12 protein-coding genes and 1 tRNA gene are annotated in these 12,800 nt (G+C 62.5%); 9 read left to right on the forward strand and 4 right to left on the reverse strand.

Annotated elements, in window-relative coordinates:
* Window positions 1-105: 105 nt before the first annotated feature.
* From NKH49_RS10340 to NKH49_RS10380, 9 genes are all read left to right on the forward strand, one after another.
* Window positions 106-798: a glutathione S-transferase family protein gene (locus NKH49_RS10340; RefSeq protein WP_352476844.1), complete on the forward strand. Its 693-nt coding sequence runs from the start codon at window positions 106-108 to the stop codon at window positions 796-798.
* Window positions 779-1,939: a tRNA epoxyqueuosine(34) reductase QueG gene (gene queG, locus NKH49_RS10345; RefSeq protein ID WP_352473562.1), complete on the forward strand. Its 1,161-nt coding sequence runs from the start codon at window positions 779-781 to the stop codon at window positions 1,937-1,939. The genes NKH49_RS10340 and queG overlap by 20 nt, the downstream gene beginning before the upstream one ends.
* Entirely contained in the window at window positions 1,936-2,844 is a 909-nt protein-coding gene (locus NKH49_RS10350; RefSeq protein WP_352614731.1) for an SDR family oxidoreductase, read from the forward strand. Before queG ends, NKH49_RS10350 begins: the two co-directional genes overlap by 4 nt.
* 56 nt (window positions 2,845-2,900) lie before the next feature.
* Window positions 2,901-3,998 carry a penicillin-insensitive murein endopeptidase gene (gene mepA / locus NKH49_RS10355; protein WP_502893800.1) on the forward strand — a complete coding sequence of 366 codons (1,098 nt, stop codon included), beginning with the start codon at window positions 2,901-2,903 and terminating at the stop codon, window positions 3,996-3,998.
* 121 nt (window positions 3,999-4,119) lie between these two features.
* Window positions 4,120-5,145 (forward strand): glucokinase, encoded by a 1,026-nt coding sequence (locus tag NKH49_RS10360; RefSeq protein ID WP_352614728.1) that lies wholly within the window; start codon window positions 4,120-4,122, stop codon window positions 5,143-5,145.
* A gap of 119 nt (window positions 5,146-5,264) precedes the next feature.
* Window positions 5,265-7,124, forward strand: coding sequence for an ABC transporter ATP-binding protein (locus NKH49_RS10365; RefSeq protein WP_352473557.1), 1,860 nt, complete (start codon window positions 5,265-5,267; stop codon window positions 7,122-7,124).
* Window positions 7,121-7,954 carry a 4-hydroxy-tetrahydrodipicolinate reductase gene (dapB, locus tag NKH49_RS10370; RefSeq protein WP_352473556.1) on the forward strand — a complete coding sequence of 278 codons (834 nt, stop codon included), beginning with the start codon at window positions 7,121-7,123 and terminating at the stop codon, window positions 7,952-7,954. The genes NKH49_RS10365 and dapB overlap by 4 nt, the downstream gene beginning before the upstream one ends.
* Before the next feature lie 42 nt (window positions 7,955-7,996).
* Window positions 7,997-8,617 carry a 2,3-bisphosphoglycerate-dependent phosphoglycerate mutase gene (locus tag NKH49_RS10375; RefSeq protein ID WP_352473555.1) on the forward strand — a complete coding sequence of 207 codons (621 nt, stop codon included), beginning with the start codon at window positions 7,997-7,999 and terminating at the stop codon, window positions 8,615-8,617.
* 73 nt (window positions 8,618-8,690) lie between these two features.
* Window positions 8,691-8,775: transfer RNA gene (locus NKH49_RS10380), tRNA-Leu, on the forward strand.
* 130 nt (window positions 8,776-8,905) lie between these two features.
* Here NKH49_RS10380 and NKH49_RS10385 read toward each other — a convergent pair.
* The 4 genes from NKH49_RS10385 to NKH49_RS10400 all read right to left on the reverse strand — a co-directional run bounded on the left by NKH49_RS10385 (window position 8,906) and on the right by NKH49_RS10400 (window position 12,774).
* Window positions 8,906-9,277 (reverse strand): DUF4087 domain-containing protein, encoded by a 372-nt coding sequence (locus NKH49_RS10385; RefSeq protein ID WP_352473554.1) that lies wholly within the window; start codon window positions 9,275-9,277, stop codon window positions 8,906-8,908.
* A gap of 78 nt (window positions 9,278-9,355) precedes the next feature.
* Window positions 9,356-9,856, reverse strand: coding sequence for a hypothetical protein (locus NKH49_RS10390; protein WP_352614725.1), 501 nt, complete (start codon window positions 9,854-9,856; stop codon window positions 9,356-9,358).
* A gap of 115 nt (window positions 9,857-9,971) precedes the next feature.
* The gene (locus tag NKH49_RS10395; RefSeq protein WP_352614723.1) at window positions 9,972-10,379 is read right to left on the reverse strand and encodes a lysozyme inhibitor LprI family protein; all 408 of its coding nucleotides are present in this window, start codon (window positions 10,377-10,379) and stop codon (window positions 9,972-9,974) included.
* A 100-nt stretch (window positions 10,380-10,479) separates the two neighbouring features.
* Window positions 10,480-12,774: a lysozyme inhibitor LprI family protein gene (locus NKH49_RS10400; RefSeq protein WP_352614721.1), complete on the reverse strand. Its 2,295-nt coding sequence runs from the start codon at window positions 12,772-12,774 to the stop codon at window positions 10,480-10,482.
* Window positions 12,775-12,800 lie beyond the last annotated feature (26 nt).

The raw sequence follows: 12,800 nt of genomic DNA on the forward strand, positions 1-12,800 counted from the left end.
AACTCCCCCTATAGGACGCAGCACCCTGACAGCCCGCTGAATCGGGCGGCCAAGACTTACCGGCGCAGCCGGCGATTTGCCAGTGCGCTCTATTATCGCGGGACCATGCTGACGCTTTTCCACCATCCGATGTTCGCCAGCTGCCGCTTCGTCCGCCTTGCCTTTGGCGAGTATGGCGAGGAACTGGCGCTGATCGAAGAGAAGCCGTGGACGCGGCGCAAGGAGTTCCTGGCGCTGAACCCGGCCGGCACGCTGCCGATCCTGCTCGCCGAAGGCGACGTGCCGATCGTCGGCGCGATGGTTATCGCCGAATATCTCGATGAGACGCGCGGGGTACTCAAGCGCGACAAGCGGCTGTTCGCCGAGGATCCGATGGAGCGCGCCGAAATCCGACGGCTGACCGACTGGTACCTCAACAAGGCGGAAAGCGAGGTTACCCGGCACCTAGTGCGCGAGCGCGTCCTTAAGCCGGTCATGCCGGAAACGGCAGGCGGCGGCTCGCCCGATTCGGCGGCGATCCGCGCCGCCCGCGCCAATATCCGCCAGCACATGAAATACACCAACTGGCTGGCCGGCACCCGTCATTGGTTGGCCGGCAACAAGGTCACCTATGCCGATCTCGCGGCGGCGGCGGCACTGTCGGTGCTCGACTATCTCGGCGAGATCGACTGGCGCGAACACAGCGCCGCGCGCGAATGGTATACAAGGGTGAAATCACGGCCTTCGTTCCGGCCGCTTCTGTCCGACCGGGTGCGCGGCCTGTCGCCGGTGTCACATTATGCGGATCTCGATTTCTGATACGGCAAAGCTGCGCGCGCTGATCGACCGCGAGGCGCGGAATGCCGGCTTCGACGCCGTTGCCGTCACCACGCCCGATGCGATTCCGCAGGCGCCGGAACGGCTGGCCGAATTCGTTGCCGACGGCTTTCACGGCTCGATGGGCTGGATTGCCGAAACGCTCGAGCGGCGAGGCAAACCGACGACGCTTTGGCCAGAGGTCCGCTCGATCATCGTGCTGGCGATGAATTACGGCCCCGACCACGACCCACGCGACATCCTGGCAAAGCGCGACCGCGGCGCGATCTCGGCCTATGCGCAGAACCGCGACTATCATGACGTGATGAAAGGCCGGCTGAAGGAGATCGCCGGCAAGATCGTGGCGCGCGCCGGCGGGGACGTGAAAGTGTTTGTCGACACCGCGCCGGTGATGGAAAAGCCGCTGGCCGAGGCGGCCGGCCTCGGCTGGCAAGGCAAGCACACCAACCTGGTCAGCCGCGCGCATGGCTCCTGGCTGTTCCTCGGCACCATCTTCACGACGGCCGAGCTGGTGCCGGACGCGCCTGAGAACGATCATTGCGGCTCCTGCCGGGCCTGCCTCGACGCCTGCCCGACGGACGCCTTTCCGGCGCCTTACCGGCTCGATGCGCGGCGCTGCATTTCATACCTCACCATCGAGAACAAAGGACCGATCCCGCATGAGTTCCGGGAAAAGATCGGCAATCGCATCTATGGCTGCGACGACTGCCTGGCCGCCTGCCCGTGGAACAAGTTCGCCCAAGCCGCTTCGGAGGCAAAGCTTGCCGCCCGCGCGGACTTGCGCGAACCGCCGCTCGCCGAGCTGCTGCGTCTCGACGACACTGCCTTCCGCACGCTTTTTTCGGGCTCGCCGATCAAGCGCATCGGCCGCGACCGTTTTATCCGAAACGTGCTGATAGCGGCCGGCAATTCCCAGGACTTGTCGCTGGCCGGCGCCGTTCGCGCGCTGCTCGACGACGCCTCGCCCCTGGTTCGCGGAGCTGCGGTATGGGCGCTGTCGCGGCTGGTGCCGGGTCGGGAGTTCGCCGAACGTGCCGCAGCCGCTTTGCAAGCAGAACATGACGAGGCGGTGAGGGGCGAATGGCTTCTGGCCCTGCCAAAGCCGATCGAGGCGCATACATGACAAAAAAGCAGATTTTCATCTTCGGCGCCGGTTATTCGGGCAAGGCCTTCGCCCGCGCCAACAGGGATGCCGACACAACGATCTTCGGTACAACACGGTCGCTGGAAAAATTCGCGGCGCTGCGGCAAGCCGGTATCGTGCCGCTGCGTTTCGATGGCACGCTGACCTCCGAAATCGGCGATGCCCTTGGGAAGACAACCCATCTCGTCGTCTCGGTCGCGCCGGACGAGGCCGGCGACCCGATGCTGGGCGCGGCACGCGAGGAGATCGCGGCCAACATGCCGGAGCTCGAATGGATCGCCTATCTCTCCACCGTCGGCGTCTATGGCGACCGTGGCGGCAATTGGGTGGACGAGGCCGCCGAATGCCGGCCGCTGTCGAAGCGGTCGGTGATGCGTGTCGCAGCCGAGCAGGATTGGCTACAATTGGGCCATGACATCCACCGGCCGGTGGCGATCCTGCGGCTTTCCGGCATTTACGGGCCGGGCCGCAACGCCCTGGTCAACCTGGAAAACGGCACTGCGCGGCGGCTGGTCAAGCCGGGCCAGGTGTTCAACCGCATCCATTGCGACGATATTGCCGGTGCGCTCTGGCATCTCGCCGAGGGCAATCGCGGCGGCATCTTCAACGTCACCGACGACCTGCCGGCGCCGCCGCAGGACGTCGTCGCCTATGCCGCCCAATTGATGGGCATCGAGCCGCCGCCCGAAATTCCGTTCGAGACCGCCCAACTTTCGCCCATGGCGCGGTCTTTCTACGGCGAGAACAAGCGTGTCGCCAACGCGGCAATCAAGGCGGCCGGTTATGGTTTTCGCTTTCCCGACTATCGCTCGGCGCTCGATGCCATGTGGGCGAGCGGCGACTGGCGCGACGGCGAGGCGCGCAGCCCGATGAAACGGTCATGATCGATACGTTGCGCGGGCTATGGTATGATGCGGTTCAAATCGCGGAGGGGTCCAGCTTGGGGAAGACGTTAGCGCGAGCCTTGCCGGGCAAAACGCTGCTGCTGACGGCAGTACTGGCCATCGCCGGCTTGGCGGCGCTTGCAACGCAGCCAGGGAGCGCCGAGCAACGGGCAAAGGACCTGTTCGGCGCCAAAAAGCTGCCGGCACTCGCAGCAGCGCAATCGATCGGCTTTTATTCCAAAGGCTGTTTTTCCGGCGGCGTCGCCCTACCCATGGACGGCCGGCACTGGGAGGTGATGCGACCGTCGCGCAACCGCCGCTGGGGTCATCCCGCAATGATCGCGCTGATCGAGAAACTGTCGCGCGATGCCGCTGCCGACGGCTGGCCGGGCTTGCTGATCGGCGACATCTCGCAACCGCGCGGCGGTCCGATGCTGACCGGCCATGCCTCGCACCAGATCGGCCTCGACGCCGACATCTGGCTGACGCCGATGCCCGACCGTAAGCTCTCGGCCGAAGAGCGCGAAAACATCAGCGCTACCTTGATGGTCGATGAAAAGACCCATTTGGTGAAGGACGGGCTGTGGACGCCGATGCACACGCGGTTGTTGAAGCGCGCCGCGAGCTATCCCGAAGTCGAGCGCATCCTGGTCAATCCCGGGATCAAGAAGAAGCTCTGCGACACGGTCAAAGGCGACCGTAGCTGGTTGCGCAAGGTCAGGCCGTTCTGGGGCCACGACTACCACTTCCACATTCGCATCGGCTGCCAGGCTGGATCACCCGACTGCAAGGCACAGGAAGCGACGGCGCCAGGCGATGGCTGCGACCAGGCGCTGGCCTGGTGGTTCACCGAGGAGCCGTGGCGCCCCAACAAGAACCCGGACAAGCCGAAGGCACGCGACCTGATGACGATGGCGAACCTGCCCAGGCAATGCCAGTTCGTGCTCGACGCGCCAGCTCCGCCGTCGGCGGAAGCAGTCACCTACTATGGCGACGGCGTGCCGATCGCGGCCACCGCACCCGCTCTCGCAGCCGAGCCTGCGCCGCAGCCAACGGTCGCAGCCGGCGCGGGAGCGCTTCCGGCCTCGGCGAACGCCTTTGTGGCGACGCCCGAGATCGGCATTCCGCTGCCCCGGCCACGACCGGGGCACTGATGCGGGCAGCGTGTTCGCTGTCTGCATCCGTGCATCTCCACTTCGAAAACCGATTTCCCTTTTTGCGGTCATGCGCTAGTCAACGAGAGAACGGCGATACGCGTCGGGAACGGACGAGAGCATGCCAGGCGTAAGCGACGACGACACTCTGTTGCGATTTCCGATCCTGATCGGCGACATAGGCGGCACCAATGCGCGCTTCTCGATCGTACTAGACGCGAATTCCGAGGCCGGCGAGCCGACCATCGTCCAGACCGCCAACTTCAATACGATTGACGAGGCGATCCAGTCGGCCGTGCTCGACCGCTCGTCGGTCCGGCCGAATTCAGCTGTGCTGGCGGTAGCCGGTCCTGTCGAAAGCGACGAGATCCCGCTTACCAATTGCCCATGGATCGTCAAGCCGAGACAGATGTTCGCCAGTCTCGGTTTCAGCGACGTCGTGGTGCTCAACGACTTCGAGGCACAGGCGCTGGCTGTCGTCGCGCTCGGCGAAGAGCATATGGAAAAGATCGGCGGCGACGAGCCGGAACCGAATTCCGGGCGGGTGGTGCTCGGCCCGGGAACCGGGCTCGGTGTCGCCGGGCTGGTTTATGCGCTGCATCACTGGATACCGGTGCCCGGCGAGGGCGGCCATATGGATATCGGCCCGCGCTCACCGCGCGATTTCCAGGTGTTTCCGCATATCGAGAAGCTCGAGGGCCGCATCTCCGGCGAACAGATCCTGTCCGGACGCGGCCTGGTCAATGCCTACCGGGCGGTGGCCAAGGCGGACGGCAAGCCGTCGCCCTTTACAACGCCTGCCGAGGTCACCGCCGCGGCGCTGGCAAAGAACGATCCGGTGGCCGAAGAGGCGCTGTCGATCTTCGTCACTTGCCTAGGGCGCACCGCCGGCGATCTCGCTCTGGTGTTCATGAGCCGCGGCGGCGTGTTTCTCACCGGCGGCATCGCGCAAAAAATCCTGCCGGCGCTGCGCACCGGCAATTTCCGCGCCGCCTTCGAGGACAAGGCGCCGCACAGCGCCCTGATGCGCGGCATGCCGGTCTACGTCATCACCCATCCGCTTGCGGCGCTTTTAGGGCTGGCCGCCTATGCCAGAAATCCGTCGCTGTTCGGCGTGCAGACGGCGGGGCGGCGCTGGCGGGTTTAGGACACAAGCTGCGCCGCGACGAAGTTTCGCCGTCCCCGGCCATAGGCAAGCCGCCATCGGGGCGTTAAGAGGTTGCCGAATTGCAGTCCGGCCGAACCGAAACCACAAAGCGCTCCAACGTGACAATTCCAGCACCAACCAAAGGGAAAGTCCGTCCCAGCGAGATCGTGGCGGTGATCCGCCGCATCATCGCCGAGAACAGCCGCGATTATCGCTGGTACTATGCTCTTGCCGTGCTGTGCCTGGTGACGATCGCGGCGACGACCGCCTTCACAGCCTGGATCATGAAGGATGTCATCGATCAGATCTTCTACCAACGGCGCGGCGATCTTATCGCGCTGATCAGCGTGTCGATCCTGGCCGCCTTTATGCTGCGCGGCCTGGCCAGCTACGGCCAGGCAGTGACGCTGGCCAAAATCGGCAACAATCTGGTGGCGCGCTATCAACGCCGCATCTTCGACCATCTGATGAAGCTCGGCGTCGGCTTCTTCAATGACACCCGCTCGGGCCGGCTCGCCGCGCAGATCAACGAGAACGTCAACGGCATCCGCGATCTCCTGTCGATGACGCTGACATCGCTGGCGCGCGATGCGGTATCGCTTGTCGCGCTAGTCGGCGTCATGATCTGGCAGGACCCGATGCTCTCGGCGATGTCGCTGCTGATCGGCCCGCCCTTGATCTACAGTGTCACCTATCTGATGCGCCGGGTGCGTCGCATCACCCGTGAATCGGTGCAGATCAACTCGCGGCTGATCGGCGCCATGCAGGAAGCGACGCAAGGCATCGCCATCGTCAAGGCCTTCACCCTGGAAGACGAGCTGTCGCGCCGCATCGGCGGCCTGGTCGCCGGCGCCGAGCAGCGGGCAAACAAGATCGCCCGCGTCTCGGAACGGCTGACGCCGATCTCCGACATGCTGGCCGGCTTCGCCGTCGCCGGCGTCATCGCCTATTCCGGCTACCGGGCGACCGTCGGCGGCCAGCCGCCGGGCGCGGTGTTTGCCTTCATCACCGCCCTGCTGCTTGCCTATGATCCGGCCAGGCGGCTGGCGCGTATGCAGGTTGGCATGGAAAAGTCGCTGGTCAATGCGCGCATGATCTACGAGCTTCTCGACCTCGAGCCGCAGCAAGGTGACGTGCCGGCAGCCGCCGAGGCGAAATTCACCTCTGGCGAAGTGCGCTTCAACAACGTGTCCTTCCGCTATGTCGAAGAGGCGCCGGTCCTGCAGGATCTGACCTTTGTCGCCGCCGCCGGCAAGGTGACCGCCATCGTCGGAGCCTCGGGCGCTGGCAAGACGACGCTGGTTGCGCTGCTGCAGCGCTTCTACGATGTCGAGTCGGGCAGGATCGAAATCGACGGCCAGGACATTTCAAAGGTCACCAAGCATTCGCTGCGCGGCTCGATCGCCTATGTATCGCAGCAGCCCTATCTGTTAGAAGGCACCATCCGCGACAACATCCGCTACGGCAGGCTGAGCGCCACCGACGCAGAGATTGAACGCGCCGCCCAACAGGCCGCGGCACACGATTTCATTCGCCAGCAGCCGCAAGGCTACGACACGCCGGTCGGCGAGAATGGCGTGACGCTGTCGGGCGGCCAGCGCCAGCGCGTATCGATTGCACGCGCCATCGTTCGGCAGGCGCCGATCCTGCTGCTCGACGAAGCGACCTCGGCGCTCGACAACGAGGCCGAGGCCCGCGTCCAGGAAGCGCTGACCCATGTCATGGAAGGGCGCACCACCATTGTCATCGCGCACCGGCTGTCGACGGTGGTCAATGCCGACCATATCATCGTGCTGGAGCAGGGCCGGCTGGTCGAACAGGGCACGCATGCCTCGCTGATGGCCGACCCGCACAGCGTCTATGCCCGGTTCCATCGGGTGCAAGGCAGGAAAGGGCTGGGGCTTGTCGATGACGCCAAGCCAATCCAGACTGCGGCGCAAAATGATCACGCGAAAAAGGCGGTCGGGAGACATTCATGAGCGACACGCCGACCGTGAGTGAAATGGGCCTGGTGGTGGTGGGCGCGGCTGGCCGCATGGGCCAGGCGCTGATCCGCGCCATCCACACGATACCGGGCGCGCGTGTCGCCGGCGCCATCGCGCCGGCCGGTTCGCCACATCTCGGCAAGGATGCCGGCGAGCTGGCCGGCGTCGGCAGGCTCGGCGTGGCGATCGGCGACGATCCGCTGCCGGCCTTCGCCAAGGCCGACGGCGTGCTCGATTTCACCACGCCGGCAGCGACCGTCGAATTCGCCGGCTATGCGGCGCAGGCGCGCATCGCCCATATCATCGGCACCACCGGCTGCTCGGCTGAAGACAATGCCAGGATCGCGGCGGCGGCGCGGCACGCGACGGTGGTCAAGTCAGGCAATATGAGCCTCGGCGTCAATCTGCTGGCGGTGCTGGTTGAGCAGGCGGCGCGCGCGCTCGATGCCGACGATTTCGACATCGAGATCCTGGAAATGCACCACCGGCACAAGGTCGATGCGCCGTCGGGCACGGCGCTGCTGCTCGGCGAGGCCGCCGCTGCCGGGCGCGGCGTAGCACTTGCCGGCAACGATGTTCGCGTGCGCGACGGCCATACCGGCGTGCGCAAGGCAGGCTCGATCGGTTTCGCCAGCTTGCGCGGCGGCTCGGTGGTCGGCGACCACAGTGTGGTGCTGGCCGGTACCGGCGAGCGCATCACGCTTGCCCATCATGCCGAGGACCGGGCGATCTTTGCCCGCGGCGCGGTCAAGGCAGCCCTGTGGGCGCGCGGCCGCAAGCCGGGCCTCTATTCGATGCGGGACGTGCTCGGCCTGACAAGCTGATCCACAAGATTTGGCTGATCCACAAGATTTGAAGGAGCAAATATGTCGAGAACTCTCGTGCTCGTGCGCCACGGCCAGAGCGAATGGAACCTGAAGAACCTATTTACCGGCTGGCGCGACGTCGACCTGACCGAACTGGGCCATGCCGAGGCCAAGTCGGCCGGCGCCAAGCTCAGGGCGCGCGGCATGAAGTTCGACATCGCCTTCACGTCGTCGCTGATCCGGGCGCAGAAGACCTGCCAGCATATTCTCGACGCCGTTGGCCAGAGCGATCTCGAGACCATTCGCGACCAGGCGCTGAACGAGCGCGACTATGGCGATCTCTCCGGCCTCAACAAGGATGATGCGCGCAAGAAATGGGGCGAGGAGCAGGTGCATGTCTGGCGCCGCTCCTATGACGTGCCGCCGCCCGGCGGTGAAAGCCTGAAGGACACCGGCGCGCGCGTCTGGCCCTATTACCTGCACGATCTGCAACCGCATGTGCTGCGCGGCGGCACCGTGCTGGTGGCGGCGCACGGCAATTCGCTGCGCGCGCTGATCATGGCGCTGGACGGCAAATCGGGCGAGGAGATCGTCAAGCTCGAGCTCGGCACCGGTGTGCCGATCATCTACACGCTCAACGCCGATTCCACGGTGGCGTCGAAGGAAGTGCTGGAGCATTGAGCCGGAGAAGGAACGCGGCTTTCAAAAAAGCGCGTTGACACTCATCCCTCGCCCGCTTAATGAGCGCGCACCAGCCCAGATGGCGGAATTGGTAGACGCGCACGGTTCAGGTCCGTGTTCCGCAAGGAGTGGAGGTTCGAGTCCTCTTCTGGGCACCAAATTCCCGTTTTCGAACCGATTGATGCGGTTTCAGAGACCCAAGAAAAAGCCCGGTTTGCCGGGCTTTTTCTTGATCCAATGCTCTAAGCTGCCTACCGTCAGCCATGGTATCCACAAGATATCCAACAATTATCCGTCCGGGTTAGGCAGCGATCTGTCGTTGCGACAGCGCAGCAGCGGAAGGATTTGGCCCGAGATCACTCTGGTGATCTTCTGTTGCTTGGCGTTGGTTACGACGTTCATGCACGCACATCCGTAGCCGTGACCCGAACCAGGCACATTGGTCTCGACGAATTGCCGCTCGTCAAAGGCCGGCACATTGTCGATGCCCTTGGGATCCGGGCGTCCCTGCATCTGGATCCACCAATCCCCGTCACTGTCGGTCAGGACGAGGTTGCCGGGGGTCGGGCTGGAGTACCAGCCACAACGGCGCTCGGCATGGGCGGCTGCAGACAAGGACATAATAGCCAGGCAGACACAGATAGCGAACAGTGGGCGCATGAATATCTCCTCCCTGAAGTAGGTCAGGTCGTGCCGCCGATCCGTTGGCGCCGGGGACGCGCATGACTTTTGCGAGCCTTATGGCTTCAACTTCGTGTCCACATGTTCTTCGATCAATCCGCAATGAAGCGTCACGGGCGCCCTTTGGACGTTGCTGAGTGGACCGTCGATGAAATCGCAGCCGAGCAGATTGACCGAGCTGCTCTTGCGCGCCGACGCAACGTTGACGTTGACATCGGGAGGGCCGGCAAGCCAGTCGAGACGCTTTGCGTCGACCTTGGCGCCGCTGATGCGGGCGTGGCCGCCTGTGCCCGGTATCTCCACCTCTTCGTCGTGCGGTGTGAGATCGATCAGGCCGACTTCGTTGGCGTGCTTCGCGGCGCTCGGCTTGGGGTCGCCGTAATAGGAGGCGAAGACGACGATTCCCTCCTTTTCAGCCGCGAGCTTGGCGGCTGCTTTCTTGGACAGCGTGACGTTGACGTCGAAGCCCATGTCATCCTGGGCTGTTGCCGGCACGGCAGATGCCAGCAGCACAGATGCCGCAATCGCCATTGCGAGCGATGATCCGCAGCGTTTCACAATCCACCTCCTTCAAGTCCCCACGCAGTGATGATGCCCCTCGCATTGTTCATATCTGGCAGCGACGTCATGCTCGCCGCCGGCTTCATCATGATCAAATAAGTTGCAGCACGTGTCAGTTCGCGGCCGGAACGGGGCAACTCAGATCGCCTTCCTTGCAATTCAGGTAACCCTCGAAGGCTTTGACACGGGATTGCGTCAGGCCGTCCATGCATTGCGCGATGAGCATCGGTATTACGCTTCCTCCGGCCGATCCAGCAGTCTGAAAACTGCACTCCGCGTCGCGAAACTTGCCCCAATCCCGCTGTGCCTGAACAAGAAACTTCTTGGTATCCGCATCGTCCTTCAGGCGGGCTTCGATCTGCTTGTAAAGCTCATTGAGCTTCTTGTCGGATTTCTGGAACTCGGCACCGAAGCACTGATTCATGGTGGCCTGATCCTTGGCATCGGCGCACTTGTCCTTGGCAAGGGCGAATGTCGGCGCAGCCAGAACCACGGCAGCAGTCAATATCGCTATTTTCATCGATTTCCCTTTCCGATTGCAGTCAAGCTCTTAAGTTGCTCAGCCCCGCCCTATGTTCTCGTCAGCTGTCCGTTATTGCCACGATCGGCCCATGGCCCGATTATCTGGTTTTCATTGGATCAGCTTTGCCACCTTCGGCGACCGTGACGTTGCCGACCTTTCCTGAGCCGGTCAGCGTGCCGCCCTCCTTGACCATGACTTCGCCGGAGACCTCTCCGTCAACGACAAGCAGTCCCGAGACGGAAACGTCACCGGTCAAAGAGCCGGTCACGTGCAACTCCGCTCCCGCCACCACTTCCGTCATGCCCGAATATTTGTTCTTGCCGCTCAGCGTCAGCTTGCCACCGGCAACAACGAGGCCGCCGCTGTCGCCGGCGTCATCAAAGTCCGCGATGGTTCCATCAAATTGCCCGTCGGCTGCTGTCAGGATCAGTCTGCCCGCGCCCAGATAGACCTCGCCTTTACCGCCAAGGTTGCGAATGGCCGTATCGTTCAGGGAGTGCGCCACTCCCCAGGGCTTCAGGTGGTTTCCTTTCTGATCGATGTTGAGCACACCGTCGACTATGACGCGCGAGGAATGCTCGATGCTGCCCGGCCCGGCCAGAGTAAGATAGCCATCGGCCGCGATGTGGGTTGTGCCCGTGTAGGTATTGGCCCCGGTCATGCGCACGTCCGCGTCCTTCTCGATCGTGAAGTCGCCGGCGCCGAAGATGTTCCCGGCCAATCCGAGCCATCCGTCGCTGCCCATTTCGCCGTTCACTCGGTTGAGCTGCACTTGATCCTTGACAGCCGCGTCTGTCGTAAAGTCGGCAGCGCTGACAAAATAGGGTGAATAGGCGGTTGTTTTGTTCTCCAGATCATACATCACGGAATTGGACTGAAAGAAGGGTAGGCCGACCCAAATTCCATGGCCTCTCTCCTCATCGCTTTGGCGATCGATAACGACATCGCTGTATTCCCTGTTGTTGACACTATCGTCAAATCCAAAAAACTTGAAGTTTATTATGCCAGAACTGTATTTATCAATTTTAAAACCTTTCGACTTTAGCTTATTTAAAGTATCTTCATCCGTAATATGAACAAATGTCGCTGTTCCTGTATCCAATAAGACGGGTCCGCTGAAATCAACCGATTGCTTCTTTCCCTTATGGTCAAAAGAAATCGTATAACGGTAAGACCCTTCGTACTCATTGGATGCATTCGCGCCTGATCGCGGGAATCGTCTCTGGTAAGCCTGAAAATCCCCTTCGCCCCACGGCGTCAGGGCCGTAAACTGGGATCTCAGACTGGGGGACAAATTCAGCGTCAGGCACGGACCGCAGCCCGGTGTCGTCTTCCTTTTTCCAAGATTTGCATTGGCAGAGACCACATAGCCGCTTCGGGTTTGACCGCCGGGGGCACTGGTCTGGTCTCCTGGAAAGATAAAATCGGCGGCTCCAAAGATGCCGTAAAACGTCGTCGAACCACCGGGTTCGCCTTTCTGCATTCTCTCGCGCGCATTAAGATCCGCATAGACTGGCGTATCGCCGTATTGACCAACGGGCTTCTGCATCAATTTCACATCCTCGAGGTCGCCGAAACCCTTGGTGTAGACGTAATCCACCACCCGAGCAGCGCTAAAGCCGCCGTCGAAGGTTACGACAGGCTCCCACGCATCATCCGGATCGTAAAAAGACAGGCTGTCGAACCGTACCTGTTGTACCCAATCGCCATAGGTGCCGTCACCATAGGCGTACATTGCGGGCTTGCTGCCGGGCACCGGCTTTACGCCAGGGACGCTCGAATCGATCTCCGCGTTGAACTCATCCGACCCGGTGTCGAATTCGAACAGACGAGGCTTGGCACTATTGATGCCCACCATGATCCCGAGTTTGTGATAACCACCGTCGGTTCCGTATTCCCTGACGTGTTGCAATGGAATAAGTATCGGGCCGGCAGCCTGGACAGGGACGGTCTCTTCGGCCACCGCAGGTGCGGCATGTGATGTGTTCGCTGCCGGAACGGGGCAGCTCGGATCGCCCTCCTGGCATTTCAGGTAATCCTCGAAGTCTTTGACACGGGATTGCGTCAGGCTGTCCATGCACTGCGCGACGAGCATTGGCATTACACTTCCTCCGGCCGCTCCCACGGTCTGGAAACTGCACTCCGCGTCGCGAAATTTGACCCAATCGCGCTGTGCTTGAACAAAAAGCGTCTTGGTATCCACATCATCCTTCACGCGGGTTTCAATCTGCTTGTAAAGCTCGTTGAGCTTGTTGTCGGATTTCTTGGACGCGGCATCGGCGCACTCGTTCGCGGCGGCCTGATCCTTGGCGGCGTCGTAGCACTTGTCCTGGGCAAAAACGAAAGCCGGCATGGCCAGGACCATGGCAATGGTCAGCGTCGCGGTTTTCATCGGTTGACCTCTGTTTAGAACTGCCG

This window comes from Mesorhizobium sp. M1088 (genome assembly GCF_040318575.1).
In the GTDB taxonomy this organism is placed as follows: Bacteria; Pseudomonadota; Alphaproteobacteria; order Rhizobiales; family Rhizobiaceae; genus Mesorhizobium.